This window comes from Streptomyces sp. NPDC042638, assembly GCF_040647235.1.
GTDB lineage: Bacteria > Actinomycetota > Actinomycetes > Streptomycetales > Streptomycetaceae > Streptomyces > Streptomyces rameus.
Genome location: NZ_JBEZBT010000032.1, coordinates 1 through 14,863, shown reverse-complemented (window position 1 = coordinate 14,863; position 14,863 = coordinate 1). Strand labels below are relative to the sequence as shown.

Here is a 14,863-nt window from a genome sequence, read left to right as displayed (position 1 = left end):
AAAGGTCACACCTTGAACTCTTTGAACTCTTTCCAGGAATTACCGCGGTGGCCCCAGCTGACGGACGACGACATCGAGGCGGCGGTGGCGGCCCTGCGCTCCAACCGCCTGGTGGGGCAGGGCAACAGCACCGTCCAGGAATTCGAGGCGGCCCTGGCCTCCGGCCAGGGCGTGGAGCACGCGGTCGCGGTGTCCACCGGCACGGCGGCCGTGCACCTCGCGCTGCACGTCCTGGACGTCGGGCCCGGCGACGAGGTCATCGTGCCCGCCCACACCTTCATCGGCTCGGCGAGCCCCGTCGTGTACCTCGGCGCCCGTCCGGTCTTCGCCGACGTCACACCGGACACCCACTGCCTGGACCCGGACTCGGTGAAGTCGCTGATCACCGACCGGACCAAGGCCATCGTGGTCGTCCACATCAACGGCATCGCCGCCGACATGGCCGCCCTTACCGCCGTCGCCGCCGAGGCGGGCGTCCCGGTCGTCGAGGACGCGGCGCAGGCGCTGGGCACCGAGATCGGCGGCCGTCCCATCGGCGGCTTCGGCGACCTCGCCTGCGTCAGCCTCTTCGAGCAGAAGGTGATCACGTCGGGCGGCGAGGGCGGCGCCGTGCTCACCGACAACCCGGACCACGCGGAGCGGCTGCGCCGCCTGCGCAGCCACGGCGAGGGCCACATCGAGGGCCGCCCCGGCATGATCTGGGCACACGAGGTGGGCTACAACTACCGCCTCACCTCCGTCCAGGCCGCCATCGGCCTGGCCCAGCACAAACGGCTCGGCGAGATGGTCGAGGCCCGCCGCCGCAACGCCGCCCGCCTCTCGGAGCGGCTGGCCGGTGTCGAGGGCCTGGAACTGCCGGTGGAGCCGGAGGGCACCACCCACGCGTTCTGGAAGTACGCGGTGCGCGTGGCGCCGGGCGGCGGCCGCCGCCCGGCCGGGGAGATCGCGGCCGAGTTGCGCTCGCGAGGCGTCCCGGTTCTGCTGCGCTACCCCTTCCCGCTGCACAAGCAGCCCGCGTTCGCCGGACACGAGGGGGTCTCCCTCCCCGTCGCCGAGCGGCTGTCCCAGGAACTGCTGGCGCTGCCGTCCCACCCGGGACTCACCGAGGGGCACTTGGACCACATCGCCGACGAGGTCCGCCGGGCCGTCGCCGTCACGGTGTGACCCGCGCCCCGTCCGCCGACGGACCCACGGGCGCCGCACCGGTCGCGTACCACCGCGGTGCGGCGCCCGCCCCCTCCCGATGAGCCCGACACACCAGGAGAGCCACATGACCGCCACCCCCCGGCCCGCCTCCGCGCCGCCCCCTGGCCCCGAGGGCCCGCCGCTGCTCCTCGGCACCTCAGCCTTCGGCCAGAACGAGCGCGGCTTCCCCGTCTACGACGCCTACTGGGAGGGCGGCGGCCGCGCCTTCGACACCGCCTGGCTCTACGGCCATGCCTACGGCCCCGGCTGCTGTGAACGCACCTTCGGCGCCTGGGCACGGTCGCGTGGCGTCGAGAAGGACGTCTGGGTGCTGGCGAAGGGCGCGCACACCCCGGAGTGCCTGCCCGACCGCGTCGAACCCCAACTGACCGAGAGCTTCGAGCGCATGGGCCGCGACGACGCCGCGCTCTACATGCTCCACCGCGACAACACCGACGTCCCGGTAGGGGAGTTCGTCACCGTCCTCGCCGGCTTCGTAGATCGCGGCCTCATCGGCGGTTACGGCATGTCCAACTGGACCCTGCCACGGGTCGTCGAGGCCGTCGCCTACGCGCGAGCACACGGGTTGCCGCTGCCCGTCGGCATCAGCAACCAGTACAGCCTGATCAACATGGTTCACCCCATCTACCCGGGCACCGTGACCTCCAACGACTCCGCCTGGCGCGACTGGCTCTCCGAAGGGACCGTCCGGCTGTACCCGTGGGCCAGCCAGGGCCGCGGCGCGCACGCGCTGGCCGACCCGGACGAGCTGCGCACCGGTCCGCTTGCGGAGAGCTGGTACAGCGAGACCAACGCCGCCCGGGTCCACCGCGCCCGCCTGTTCGCACGGCGCGCGGGGATCTCCGCCACCGGCATCGCCCTCGCCTGGACCCTCTCCCAGCCCTTCCCGGTCGTCGCCCTCATCGGGCCCCGGCGGCCCGAGGAGGTCCGCGACTCCCTGGCCGCCGCAGCCCACCGGCTCACCGATGTGGAACGTGACTGGCTGGAGACCGGCGAGGGCGACCCTCCCGGACTGCTGACCCATGGCGACAGCTGTTGACACGGCCCGGCTGCGAAGCCGGCGCCGATCACCGGGCAGTTCGCTGCCTGGGGCCGTGGGGGAGCGCCGGGTGATCTTCTCGAAGGCGCTCAACCACGGCGTGTGCCGTCGTCCACGACGAAGACGGAGCCCGATCCCCCAACGTGAGGGACCAGATCCCCTACACGCGGTCAGTTCCGGCAAGCGCACGCCGACGTGGTCTTGGCCTCGACGCAGGGAGGCTGGGGCCGACGGAGGTCTCGTCTGACGAGTCGACGCCACAGGAGGGACGATCACCGGCCGTCACTCGGTATGCAGGACGCGGGCGATGGTCTGCCGTGCCGCCGCACGAGCCGGCAGCACCGCACCCAGTGCGGCGATCGCCACCCCGGACAGCACCAGCAAGGTCATCACTCCTGGGTGCCACACGGCCAGCATCCGTGCCGGGAAGGTGAGTTGGGCCGCGCGCTCGGTGACCGGGATCACCACATGGTACGCCGCGACCCCGAGCGGCAGTCCCAGGATCCCGCCGACCAGCCCGAGTCCGGCCATGGACACCACCATCATCACCGTGACCTGGCGTGGCGTCATGCCGATCGACTTGAGCATCCCGAGGTCGCGCCGACGCTCCCGTGCGTTGAGTACGACGGTGTTGAACACGCCCATCGCCGCGACCAGCGTCAGCATCAGGGTCAGTACGGACGCGGAGCCGATGACGGTCACGGCGTCCGCGTTCAGCACGGTGTTTTTTGCCGGGTAGAGCCCCGGGTCGGCGGCTTGTACGGCCTTCTTGTAGGCGTTGAAGCCGGCGCCGCGGGTGAGGCGCACCCAGTACTGGTTGGCCTGCGCGTGCGGTGCCAGAGCGGTCACCGTCGACCAGTCCGCGCGCATCCAGTCCTCCGGGCCTGCCAAAATCTCCCCGACCAGGGTCACGCGCTCCTGGCGGCCGTCCGCCGCGGTCAGGGTGAAGGAGTCGCCGAGCCGCAGTCCCTGCTTGGCGAGGAATCTGCCGGAGGCCACCACTTCGCCGGGTCTGCTCATCCAGCGGCCCCGCGCCAGGCTGTCCGGGGGAGTCGACGGTCCCCCGCGCACGCCCTCGATCGCCACTCCTTCGCTCCTGCCGAGGATCCGTACGTTGATGAAGCCCACTGCGGCCACGTCCGCTACATGGGGCAGACCGCGCAGGAGAGTCTGTGTCGCGGCGTCGTTGTGATGCGGGGCGGTCTGACCGAACCTGGGCTGTCCTCGCCAGACGGTCGACTGTGCCTTGCCGTAGTCCTGTTCCGCGTGGCCGTAGGAGACCATGGTGGCCGACAGACCGGTGGCGAAGGTCACCGTGGCCACGCCGAGCAGGACCGAGGCGACGGTGAGCAGCGCCCGTCCGGGCCGGGCGAAGGGCAGGCCCAGGCCGAGGGTCACCGAGCGCGGCAGCCGGACCCCGCTCAGCCACCGCTGTACGGCCGGTCGCCGTCCACCGTGCGGTGCGCTGCCCGCGCTGATGGCGCGTGCCGCGGGGAGCCGGTGTGCGCGCAGGGCCGGGATCAGCGCGGCCAGCAGTACCGTCAGGGGCATGCCGAGTGCGGCGGTCGCGTACGCCCAGGAGTTGATCGTCGGGTGCACGGTCGCGGTGCCGAGCTTTGCGCCCTGGAAGACCTGGTGCAGCAGCGGCGGCGCGACCACCCCGCCCAGGGCCGTGCCGACCAACGCGCCCGCCGTGGCGGGGACGCAGACCATCACCAGGTAGACCGCGACGACCTGATTGGGCGTGAAGCCCAGGGACTTGAGGACACCGATGTGCCTGAAGCCGGAGACGACGGCGCCGCTGACCACGTTGCCCACGATCAGGAAGGCCACCAGCAGGCCGAGGATCCCGAAGGCCATGAGGAACGGCACGTAGGCGTTGGGGTTGGCCGCGACCTGCGCCTTCGAGGTCAGGTACGACTGGTGGGCGACCAGCGATCCAGACGGCAGACCGGCGCTCACCGCCGAGAGATCCTCACTGATCTCGCGGGCTGTCGCGGCCCGGTCGAACCGGTAGAGCATCTGGTATGTCGTGGGGTGCAGTGCCGTGATCTGCTGCGGGGAGACCCATGCCTGCGCGGTGCCGCTCACGCTGGAGGCCAGGCCCACCACGGTCAGGGGCCGCTGCCCGGGCAGTCGGATCCGCTTGCCGAGCGGCGAGTGCGGCCCGTTGCCCATCCCAGGCGCGTCCGGCAACGCCAGCACGATCTGGCCCGGGCCGGTGGCCCAGTGCCCGGCGAACAGGTCCAGTCGGTCGACGTCGCCACCGGGGCCCGCCCTCCCGACGAGTGTCAGGGGGCCGGGCGCCATCCCGGGCATCTGGGACGCCGCGCTTTCCGGCATGTCGATCACGGCTTGCCGGAACGGCCCGGCCGAGGCCCGTACGCCCCGACGTTCCGCAGACCGCTCCAGTTCCGCGCCGGAGACCTTCGCCGCGTCGAACGTGGCAATGACGTGCGCGCCGTGCGCCTGGCCGAAGAGCCGGTCGAAGGGACCGGACGCGACATCGAGCAGGCCGAGGGCGACCACCAGGGCCATGCTGGAGACCAGGACCACCACCGCGATCACGGAGGTCTGGAGCCGCCGGCGGCGCACGGCCGCGCGCGAGGCCCGCCACACCGCGCTCATGCCGGCCGCTCCAGGGTCCGCTCGCCGGTGATCCGGCCGTCCGCCATCATTACCAGGCGGCCGGCGCAGCGGGTGGCCAGTGTCTGGTCGTGCGTCACCAGCAGCAGGGTCTGGCCCAGTTCGTTGAGGTCGATGAGGAGGTCCATGACCTGCTCGCCCGCGTGGCTGTCCAGCGCGCCGGTGGGTTCGTCCGCGAGCAGCAGCGCGGGGCGGTTCATCAGCGCGCGGGCCACCGCCACGCGCTGGCGTTCGCCGCCGCTGAGCGCGGCGGGGTAGACGTTCCTGCGGTCGGCGATGCCGAGTTCGTCCAGCAGCTCCAGCGCCCGGCGCCGCGCCTGACGGGTGGGCGTTCCGGTGAGCTGGGCGGCCAGAGCGACGTTGTCGATCGTGGGAAGGTCGTCGATGAGATTGAAGAACTGGAAGATCATGCCGATCCGGCGGCGCCGGAAGAGCGCCAGCCCGGTCTCGTTCATCGCGCCCAGGTCCTCGCCGTACACACGCACCCGCCCGGCGCTCGGCCGGTCAAGGCCGGCGATCATGTTGAGCAGAGTGGACTTGCCGCAGCCCGACGGCCCCATCACCGCCACCGCCTCCCCGGCGCCGATCTCCAGCGACACCCCGTTCAGGGCGACGGTGTCGCCGTACTCCTTGCGCAGGTCGCTCACCCGGACGACGTCCTGCCCGCGCACGGCGGCCGTACTGGGCTGCGCGGTTGCGCCGTTGATGTCTTCGGTGGTCATGACAGGGACGGTAGGCGGCGTGGACAGCCCCAAGCGTCAGCCCCCGGAGGTATCCCGCGGCGGCGGTCATCCTGGCGATGTACGAGGCGGACCCGGAGAAGGACGCTCGCTCCCCGGCCGGCTGGCACGATGGACGACGTGTGGAGATCGGAGACGGGCTGGCTGCTCATCGCCCTCACGACCGTGAGCCTGGCGGTGACCGGGGGCGCCACCCTGTTGCTGGCGCGCGCTCACCGCCGCTACCGCAGGATCCTGGAGGACCGGCGCTGGCTGCTGGAACGCGAGCGGGAGGCCGCCGCCCGCACGGCGGTGGCCGCCGAACGTTCCCGCATCGCCCGGGAGTTGCACGACATCGTCAGCCACAAGGTCAGCCTGATGGTCGTACAGGCGACCGCAGCCCGTGAGGTGCTCGCCACCCTGCCGGACGCGGCGGAGACCGCGCTGCAGGCCGTGGAGGGTGCCGGACGCGACGCGATGACAGAACTGCGGCACCTGCTGGGCCTGCTGGCACCGTCGCCGGACGGCGACGACGACCGGAGCGAACGCGACGGCGAGGGCGACCCCTCCGCACTCGCACCCCAGCCGAGCCTGAGTCAACTGGGCGTCCTGGTCGACCGGATCGCCTTCGCCGGCCTCCCGGTCGAGGTGCGCATCTCCGGGGAACCGCGCCCGTTGCCGCCCGGCATCGACGTCACCGCCTACCGGATCGTGCAGGAGGCGCTGACCAACGCGCTCAAGTACGGCGACGGCGGCACGGCGACCGTGATGGTGCGCTATGCGGACCATGGTCTGCGGGTCGAGGTGCTCAACAGCGGGCCGAGCGTGCTGTCCGCCGGCCCCGCGAGTACGGGAGCCCGATCCGGTGGCCACCTGCGCCGGAACGACGGAGCGGGACACGGCCTGATCGGTCTGCGCGAGCGCGTCGCCGTCTACGGAGGCCACTTCGACGCCCGGCGCCGCGTCGGTGGCGGGTACCGTGTCCGCGCACGCATCCCCCTGGAGCGCCCGTGACCCAGCCCGCCGCCGACCGCCGCGTCCCCCACGTCCCCAACCGGATCCCGAACACCCGGGAACCGGGACCGAACCCGAACAGGGAAACCGCCGCCCCGCGTGTTCTCATCGCCGACGACGAGGAACTCATCCGAACCGGCTTCCGCCTCATCCTCACCTCGCGCGGCATCGAGGTCATCGGCGATGCCGCGGATGGCGTACAGGCCGTCGCAGAAGCCGAACGGCTACGCCCGGACGTCCTCCTGATGGACATCCGCATGCCCAGACTGGACGGCCTGGAAGCCGCCAAGCGCGTCCTGCGGCTGCTCCCGCACTGCCGGGTCCTTATGCTGACCACGTTCGACCTCGACCGCTACGTCTACGCGGCGCTCGCCGCCGGGGCGAGCGGCTTCCTGCTCAAGGACGTCACCGCCGCCCACCTCGCCGCAGCCGTGCGACTCGTGAACACGGGCGACGCGCTGCTCGCCCCCTCGATCACCCGCCGTCTGGTCGAGCGCTACGCGACCACCCACGAGGCCGACCAGGCCGGCCCAGCGCGCCACCCCGCCACTGCGCCGACCGCGCCCCGCACTGCCTCGATCCACCGCGACCTGGCCGCGCTGACCCCTCGTGAACGCGAGGTGCTGGCCCTGATGGGCCGAGGCCTGTCGAACACCGAACTCGCCGAAGCCCTCACCCTGAGCGAGGCCACCGTGAAGACCCACGTGGCCAGGATCTTCGCCAAGCTCGCCCTGCGCGACCGCGCCCAGGCCGTCGTCCTCGCTTACGAGACGGGCCTGGTCACCCCCGGCAGCTCCACCGCCGAATGACACCCCCTCCCCAGCACACAGCTTCGACGCCCGCCAGTCCTCTTCTCACACCTGCTCTGCTCCAAGAACAACCGAGTCGAGAAGGAACGCCGGCCATGTCGGCACCCTGGCTACCGGATCATGACGAGCCCGACACGTGCGAAGAGGATGACGCGGAGTCCGTCCGCAGTCTGCTACGTGATCCATTCCCCCGGCATCCACCTATACGGGGTGGACGTTAAGGTAATTTACGAGCCGGCCAGTGATCGGATTATCACTGGGTACCCCTACAAGTGATTGGGTGGCGTGATGCAGGAGTCGCACCATCGGAGCGTGATCGGAGAACTCTTGGATGATTCCCCTATTACTCGGGGGGAAGTAATCCGGGAATGTGCGAGAGTTCCTCACGGTCGGCGAATATGCCTTGGCTTTCGATCCACTCTGCGAGTGGATTTATGAAGATGATCTCACGATCTCTCCTGCATATCACGAAAGGCTCCGCCAGCTGGCTGAAGACATGAACGCAGTTAAGCTGGTGGAAGATCTTCGGGAGCAGATTGCACAAGAGAGTTGGTGGCGTTCACTTGTCGGTGCAGCCAAGGATGAGATGCGGACTCTCCTGTAGAGCCTCCCCGATCCTCCACTGACTGGTGGACAACTCTGCCAAGTCCACGCGAGTGCGAATATGAGGCCCCGTCAGGTGCGTCCTGGCGGGGCTTCTGCGTGTGGTGACGGCAGTAGTTGACGGCAACGTCAGCGGACGGAGCACACGGAGGGTGGCGGTTCATCGCCGTCGCCGTTGGCCGCCCCGGTGATCGCCGGGCCGTTGAGCGCGGTGCCGAGGGTGTCGATGGCGTCGCGCTGGAGGCGGAGTCGGACGGGTGCGTAGACGGTGGCGGTGACGCCGATGTGGGCGTGGCCGAGGAGTTCCTTGATCACGACGAGTTCGGCGCCCTGTTCCAGGAGCAGGGTGGCGGTCGAGTGGCGGAGGTCGTGGAAGCGGATGCGGCGGAGGCCGGCCTTGCGGAGGGGCGTGGTGAAGGCGCGGGTGAGGTTGGTCGGGTCGGTCGGTGTGCCCCGCGCAGTGGTGAACACGTGCCCGCTGTCCTGCCATGTGGTACCTGCGGCCTCACGTTCGCGCTGCTGCTGCTCGCGGTGGAGCTTCAGCGACTGGGCACAGCGGGTGGGGAGGGCGATGCGGCGTTCGGAGGCCCGGGTCTTGGTGGGCAGCCTGGTGAGCCCGCCTGCGGCGGTCCGCTGAAGGATGCGGCGGACGGCGGCGGTGCCCCGGTCGAGGCCGAGATCCGAAAGGCGCCACGCACTGGGGCCAGCGCGCCGAGGAGGAGTCGCAAGGCTGTCTTTGGGATGTGGGGTTGAAGGCGGAGGTCAAGGTTGATGTCGAACTCGAATTTTGGCTCTGTCCAGAGTCCCGGATGCTGTTGGTGATCTTTAAAGAAGATCTACGTCAAGTGGGCTTGACGCGACATAGCAGCCTCTCGGGCAACGCGGCTCATCTCTGGTGGCACGGCGCACCTTTACGCCCCGCATTGTCGGCGGAGCCGTTCACCGACATCACCAGCGTGTCATCACCGAACGCACCCCCGAGCGGGATACGTTCGCGCCGTTCGTGAGCGTCGGTAGTGACATACCTCCGAAGGGTGCGCGAGACGGTGACGTGGGTAGATGACAAGCACGCCCAGCTGTTGGCGTCCGGTCTGAACCTGGGCGCTCCCGTGGGGCCGGAGGAGGCCCTGTACGACGGGGGCGCCATGCGCCCCTACGAGTTCGGTCGGATCCTGTTCCATCCCCGGAACGGCGAGGCATTCGAACTGCACGGCTTGAACCTATCCACCTACCTGGACCTCGGCGCGGAGTACAGCGGTCTCGGCTATCCGGTCACCGACGAGATCGACGACGCAGCCGTCCCGTTCGGGCGAATGAACGGGTTCGAGCAGGGATCGCTGCGCTTCGATCCCGCTGTCGGCGTGACGCAGGAACTGTTCGAACGCGAGCTTGTGCCTTCGGTGACGGTGAAGGTGGTCGACGGCACCTTCGTACCGCTCGGTCCTGGCGGTGCTCTCACTCTCACCGATTTCGCGAACGCGGTGGTCGGGCCGGGGTTCGAAGCGGTGATCGCGGTGATCGACTCGCTACTGCCGAACCTGTGGCTGCGCCGCGTCTTCGACACACACACCAGCGACGAGATCCAGGTGATGATCGACGAGGCCCGCACTGCGGACCCAGACTACCCGGCACCCGACTTCAACAACTTCCTCGCGATCGACTGCCCGCCGGGATTCGACACCGACGGACTGGCCGCGGTGTTGTCCCAGCTGACCGGCACCGTGGAATTCGCGTACACCACGCCGCTGGCGTCCGACCCTGTCGTCGGCACCCCGAACCCGCTGTTCAACCAGCAGGGCTATCTGCGACCGGCGCTCGACGGCATCGGCGTGCAGGCGGCGTGGGCGAAGGGTGCCGACGGCTCAGGGTTGCAGTTCATCGACGTCGAACAGGGCTGGTTCCTCGGCCACCAGGACCTGCCAACCGGGATCCAGCTGCTCGGCGGACACAACATCACCAAGAGTTTCCCGCACGGTGCCGCCGTGCTCGGTGAGGTGATCGGCACCGACAACACCGTCGGAATCTGCGGCATCGCGCCGGCCGCGTCCACTCGGGTGATGTCGTACAACCAGACGAATCCGCCGTTCAACTCCTTCCAGAGCCGCCAGGAGATCGCCAATGCGGTGATGGTCGTCCAGGCGCAGCTGCGACTCGGCGACGTCCTGCTGCTGGAGGCCCAGATCGCGGCGATCATCGGCGGCACCAACCACTTTGTCCCGGTCGAGACCGACCCCGCGGTGTTCGCCGCGATCCGGCTCGCGACCGCGCGCGGGGTGAGCGTCATCGAGGCGGCCGGGAACAGTGGCGCCCCGCTCGACCAGTTCGTCGATCCGCAGGGCCATCGGATGCTGGACCGACAGAGCCCGGACTTCCAGGACTCTGGAGCGATAGTGGTCGGCGGCGGCTCCTCCGCGCCCCCGCACGGGAGGCTGGCCGCCCCAAATCCGGCGACGAATGGGGTGGTGAGCAGCTTCGGTACTCGTATCGACTGCTATTCCTGGGTGGAAAACGTGGTGACCTGCGGCAACCCCACGGCACCGACGAAGGCGGACGGCTATTGGACCGCACCGCCGTTCGGAGGGACCTCGGCGGCGGCACCGGTGATCGCCGGCGTCTGCCTGTTGGTGCAGGGCCTGTTCCAGACCCTCAACCCGGCGACCGGGTCGCCGGGGAGGATCTCCGCGCGACGCATGCGCAGCGTGCTCACTCGCCCGCTCAACAGCAGCGCGGGGGCTCCGGGCGCCTTCATCGGGGTGATGCCCGACCTGCACAAGTTGATCGCCAACGAGTTCGTCTAGACCGGCAGGAGTGCCCACATGCCCGCGGACGAGGTACCGGCCGAGATTGCGGCCGCGCTCAACGAAAGCGCCTTCGGCCTACTGCAGCTCGAAGGTGTGAACGGCATCGACGTCGGGGTCGATGAGGCCGACGAATACACGCTGCGACTTCTGGTGAGCAATCCGGACGACCCCCCCGCGGGGCTGCCGGACTCCATCGGGGGATTCGCGTACATCCTCGTCGCCGGCACACCGCAACTGGAGCAGGCCGGGATTCCGGACCAGCAGACCTACGGCGTGCCGGGCAGGGATCCGATCATGGGCGGAATCCAGCTCGGGCCCGCGGCGATTGCGGGCGGAGACGTCCACGCGGGCACGCTCGGTTGCGTGTTCCGCGACCCGGCAGGGTTGCCGGTCGCGGTCAGCAACGCCCACGTCATCTGCGGTGCGGTCGGTGATGCGATCCAGCAGCCGGCGCCGCAGACCGATCCGGCACCGACGATCGAACGGCTCGGTTCGCTCCAACAGTGTTTGGCGCCTGACACCCCATCACTGTTCCCCGGAGGTCTTGTCTCCGGCTCCTTCGACGCCGCGCTGTGCTCGGTCGACGGCGCGCGTACGGCGGAGGTCGGACGGATCGCCGATATCGGTGTCGCGACCGCCATCTCCTCGCCGCGGATCGGTTCGGTCGTCCGTAAACGCGGGTACCGCACCGGGGTGTCGCACGGGGTGGTCGAGGGCACGCTCGGCGCCTACAAGGCACACAACCACGACGGCAGCGAGCGCTGGATGCTGCTCGGCCAGGTGTCGATCGTGATGATCCCCGACCTCGGACTGAATCCGCAGGGGGTGTGGTCGCGGTCCGGGGACTCCGGGTCGGTGGTGGTGAACGAGAGCAACGAGATCGTCGCCCTGCACTGGGGTGGCGACGGGATGCGCGGCTACGCAACGGATTTCGCCCCGATCGCGGTCGCGTTCGGGCTCGGGCTGTAGGCGGCCACTGTGGCGATCTTCGGCAAGCCCGTGGCCAGTTACGTGGGATCGGCGGGCGTAGCCCTCGCCCGTGACGCGGATGGACTCAGCGCCTGGATCCACGACACCGAGCGGTCCTGGACCGTGCTCTCGGCCATCGGGGGCGGTCGTACGGTCGCCACCCAGGGCGCCCCCCGCCGCCTGGCCGACGAACTGGAAGCGGCCTGGGACACATGGCTGGAGGTGGGCAGTCCCTCTGTGTACGACTTCGGGATGACCGTCACGGACAGCGGTGCGGCCCAGTACATGTGGGCCAACGACGCTGAAGACGGTCCCCGTTGGCCGATCACCTAAGAGGCACCACTCACCGGTGACGCGGTCGCCGACACACGACAGGGCGAGCAGGAACTGGGGCCGGTGCGGCGGCGAGGGAGGAGCGGCGGCCCAGGAGCGCCCGAACGTCGAGCAGCGACGGCAGTGATGCCAGACTCCATCACCCTCTGGGCCAGCGATTCCCTCTTCGCTCGACCGGTGCGCCGCACCTCGCGCTGTGCTGCCCACGGAGCAGCCTGCCCCCGTCGTGGCGCCTCGGAGGAGTCCTGCCGACCCGGCATCATGGGCAGTGGTGAGAGGAGAGCGCGGCGCATGCCTGTGACGCAACCGGAGTGGTTCAGTGGCTCTGTTCACGAGAACCGGCTCTGGCTCAACTTCCGTGCAGCGGCCACTCTGAGTGACGTCCGGGCGCCTCTGGACAGCGTCGGAAGTCGCCTGAAAAGCAGCCGCCAGGAGGGTGATTGGGCTGAAAGTCCGGGCCGTGGAAGAGGTCGTGCTCCGGAAGGAGCTGTTGTTCCCGTCGGTCGCGGACATCGAGGTGCTGTCGGTATACGTGAATATCGAGATAGTACGCGTTGACGTGCAGGGCACGAGGGTCGGCGCCGCCTGCCCGGGGCGGAGTTTGGTCGACCCGGGTGCACAGCTCCTACCTGAGGTTTCCTGCTGACGTACCGAGCGCCGGACGAAGGGTCGTGCTCCGGTTACGGGTTCGGCGGTTCCGTTGCCGCGACACCGTGTGCGCTCGGCGGACCTTCGTGGAACAGATACCCGGCCTGACCCGCAGGTACGGCCAGCGCACCGAGCGGCTGCGCTCCGCTCTGGCCGCGATCGGTCTTGCCCTGGCCGGACGAGCCGGCGCCCGGTTGGCCGCCGTCCTCGGCATGTCCGTCAGCCGGAGCACGGTACTGCGCCTGGTCGACGCACTGCCCGAGCCGGAGGTGCCCGCGCCGCGGGTGGTCGGCGTCGATGAGTACGCCACCCGCAAGGGCCGCCACTACGGCACCGTGCTGGCGGACGTCGAAACTCGTCGGCCGATCGATCTGCTCCCGGACCGGGAAGCCTCAAGTCTGGCCGCCTGGCTCGCCCAGCGACCTGGTGTCGAGGTCGTCTGCCGGGACCGCGCACCGTTCTTCGCCGAAGGCGCCGCTGCCGGAGCACCGCAGGGGGTGCAGGTCGCCGACAGGTGGCATCTCTGGCACAACCTGAGCGAGGCCGCCGAGCGGAGTGTCGCCCAGCACCGTCGCTGCCTGCGTGTCCTGACGCCAGCAGCGGCGCTTCAGCCCGACCCCGAGACCGCACCGGCCCCGGCCCCGGACCCGTCCGCGTCACCATGGCCAACAGGTCACCGCTTCGCCGACCGAACCCGGGCTCGGCACGCAACCGTCCACGCCCTGCTGGAGGCAGGACACAGCCGACGCTCGGTCCAGCGACAGCTCGGCATGGCTTGGCACACCGTCAAACGGCTCGCCGACGCCGCGAAGCCGGAAGACCTGTTCACGGGCCAGTGGCAAAACCGGTCCTCGGTCCTCGGTCCTCGACGACTACAAGCCATACCTAGACGACCGCTGGAACGAGGGCTCCACCAACGCGTGGTAGCTGTGGGAGGAGATCATGCCGCCCGGCTACAACGGCAGTCGCCGGCGCGTTCGCGCCTACCTGCGCGAGAAGTGCACCTCACCACGACCGGTGACCGCCCGGCCACCCTCACCCCGCGCCGTCGCCGGATGGATTCTCCGACACCCGGACACCCTCGCCGAGCCCGAGCAGCTCCAGCTCACGGCCGTCCGGACCAACTGCCCCGTACTCGACGCTCTCACCCGCCACGTCCGGTCCTTCGCTGTCATGCTCACCGAGCGCCCGGGCGAGCGCCTCCCGGGCTGGGCCGACGCGGTCCGGCAGGACGACCTGCCGAGCCTCCACCCCATATGATCGTCGGGCTTGATCGCTTGCCGTAGAGGGGGAACGTGATGCGCGCCAAGGGGACAGTTCAGGGCGTATGCGCGATTGGGGCGATTTCGTTGCTTTTCGGATGCGCGACCGGGACCGACGCTGAACAGCACAGTCCCACCCAGAGCGATGCGCCTTCGTCTCAAGTCGTCAGAGTCCTGCGCGAAGATCAAGTAAAAGCGGTGTTACCGGACTCGGGCGACGTGCCTCCGGGATGGGAGAAATCTGGCACGCTTCATCTCAACGGCGCCAACCCCAAAGACGGCGGTACTTTGGCTTACGGCACCCAGGGTTACGCTGCGACTGACCTCGAAGGCACTGTTGGATTCGGTCTCCAATCTTTCCGAACCCGGTCTCAGGCCATCGGCCGGTACACGGAGAGCAAGTCTCAGATGGCAAGCGCCCAAGTTGGGCCCGCACAGATCCCGGACGTCGACGCAGCGTTCACGGCCTCCTACTGCATCGGCAAGAACTATTGCAGCACTTCGATCACCCTTCGCCTGGACTCTGTTTTTGCCTATGTGAACATCAACACAGACGGTCCAGCCGCAGCCGATCCCAAGGTTCTTAACTCTGTCACCCGAATGTTTGCCCAGCGCATCCGACAGGTACAGCATGGGCAGCCGCCATCGGCAAAGGCAACATGAAACGGCAAGCATCTACTGACCTTTGTGGCGTGTTGTCGTTGGGGGCTGACGAGGTGTGATCGTCGCGGTATGCCGGTTGTGTGAGATATCCGCAGGGTGGTGGGCTGACGCCTGAACGGCAGGCGTTTCGCGAGCGGATCCGGCTGGAGGC

At 69.3% G+C, this 14,863-nt stretch carries 13 protein-coding genes and 2 pseudogenes; 12 read left to right on the top strand and 3 right to left on the bottom strand.

Translation table 11 applies throughout. The features are described from left to right. Positions 1 to 21: 21 nt before the first annotated feature. Positions 22 to 1,164 carry a DegT/DnrJ/EryC1/StrS family aminotransferase gene (locus AB0B40_RS23950; RefSeq protein WP_345055537.1) on the top strand — a complete coding sequence of 381 codons (1,143 nt, stop codon included), beginning with the start codon at positions 22 to 24 and terminating at the stop codon, positions 1,162 to 1,164. Between the two features lie 106 nt (positions 1,165 to 1,270). Continuing rightward, on the top strand, positions 1,271 to 2,245 hold the full coding sequence (locus AB0B40_RS23945; protein WP_362265466.1) for an aldo/keto reductase: 975 nt from the start codon (positions 1,271 to 1,273) through the stop codon (positions 2,243 to 2,245). Positions 2,246 to 2,527: 282 nt separating this feature from the next. Here AB0B40_RS23945 and AB0B40_RS23940 read toward each other — a convergent pair whose 3' ends face one another. Together AB0B40_RS23940 and AB0B40_RS23935 are read right to left on the bottom strand one after the other, a co-directional pair. Beyond that, positions 2,528 to 4,873 carry an FtsX-like permease family protein gene (locus AB0B40_RS23940; protein ID WP_362265464.1) on the bottom strand — a complete coding sequence of 782 codons (2,346 nt, stop codon included), beginning with the start codon at positions 4,871 to 4,873 and terminating at the stop codon, positions 2,528 to 2,530. Further along, positions 4,870 to 5,613 (bottom strand): ABC transporter ATP-binding protein, encoded by a 744-nt coding sequence (locus AB0B40_RS23935; RefSeq protein ID WP_345055533.1) that lies wholly within the window; start codon positions 5,611 to 5,613, stop codon positions 4,870 to 4,872. The genes AB0B40_RS23940 and AB0B40_RS23935 overlap by 4 nt, the downstream gene beginning before the upstream one ends. Before the next feature lie 129 nt (positions 5,614 to 5,742). On the opposite strand from AB0B40_RS23935, the gene AB0B40_RS23930 reads away from it, so the two are divergent. From AB0B40_RS23930 to AB0B40_RS23920, 3 genes are all read left to right on the top strand, one after another. Next, a complete protein-coding gene (locus AB0B40_RS23930) occupies positions 5,743 to 6,624 on the top strand; it encodes a histidine kinase (protein ID WP_345055531.1) in 882 nt (293 codons plus the stop codon). A 44-nt stretch (positions 6,625 to 6,668) separates the two neighbouring features. After that, positions 6,669 to 7,433 carry a response regulator transcription factor gene (locus AB0B40_RS23925; protein WP_362265535.1) on the top strand — a complete coding sequence of 255 codons (765 nt, stop codon included), beginning with the start codon at positions 6,669 to 6,671 and terminating at the stop codon, positions 7,431 to 7,433. A gap of 370 nt (positions 7,434 to 7,803) precedes the next feature. Beyond that, positions 7,804 to 8,037 carry a MafI family immunity protein gene (locus tag AB0B40_RS23920; RefSeq protein ID WP_345055529.1) on the top strand — a complete coding sequence of 78 codons (234 nt, stop codon included), beginning with the start codon at positions 7,804 to 7,806 and terminating at the stop codon, positions 8,035 to 8,037. A 128-nt stretch (positions 8,038 to 8,165) separates the two neighbouring features. Here AB0B40_RS23920 and AB0B40_RS23915 read toward each other — a convergent pair. Continuing rightward, positions 8,166 to 8,717, bottom strand: a pseudogene (locus tag AB0B40_RS23915) (site-specific integrase); the annotation flags it as partial. A gap of 353 nt (positions 8,718 to 9,070) precedes the next feature. Between AB0B40_RS23915 and AB0B40_RS23910 the strand changes: the two are divergent. The 7 genes and pseudogenes from AB0B40_RS23910 (at position 9,071) to AB0B40_RS23880 (ending at position 14,712) form a co-directional block, all read left to right on the top strand. After that, the gene (locus AB0B40_RS23910) at positions 9,071 to 10,834 is read left to right on the top strand and encodes a S8 family serine peptidase (RefSeq protein ID WP_362265461.1); all 1,764 of its coding nucleotides are present in this window, start codon (positions 9,071 to 9,073) and stop codon (positions 10,832 to 10,834) included. Between the two features lie 18 nt (positions 10,835 to 10,852). Then, on the top strand, positions 10,853 to 11,806 hold the full coding sequence (locus AB0B40_RS23905) for a hypothetical protein (protein ID WP_345055526.1): 954 nt from the start codon (positions 10,853 to 10,855) through the stop codon (positions 11,804 to 11,806). 9 nt (positions 11,807 to 11,815) lie between these two features. Beyond that, a complete protein-coding gene (locus AB0B40_RS23900) occupies positions 11,816 to 12,139 on the top strand; it encodes a hypothetical protein (RefSeq protein WP_345055524.1) in 324 nt (107 codons plus the stop codon). Between the two features lie 460 nt (positions 12,140 to 12,599). Next, on the top strand, positions 12,600 to 12,785 hold the full coding sequence (locus tag AB0B40_RS23895) for a hypothetical protein (RefSeq protein ID WP_345055522.1): 186 nt from the start codon (positions 12,600 to 12,602) through the stop codon (positions 12,783 to 12,785). Further along, positions 12,754 to 13,308 (top strand): annotated as a pseudogene (locus tag AB0B40_RS23890) (ISL3 family transposase); the annotation flags it as partial. The gene AB0B40_RS23895 and the pseudogene AB0B40_RS23890, both read left to right, overlap by 32 nt. Positions 13,309 to 13,729: 421 nt before the next feature. Continuing rightward, a complete protein-coding gene (locus AB0B40_RS23885; protein ID WP_345055619.1) occupies positions 13,730 to 14,047 on the top strand; it encodes a hypothetical protein in 318 nt (105 codons plus the stop codon). A gap of 35 nt (positions 14,048 to 14,082) precedes the next feature. Further along, complete coding sequence (locus AB0B40_RS23880) at positions 14,083 to 14,712, top strand: hypothetical protein (protein ID WP_362265459.1); 630 nt, start codon at positions 14,083 to 14,085, stop codon at positions 14,710 to 14,712. Positions 14,713 to 14,863 lie beyond the last annotated feature (151 nt).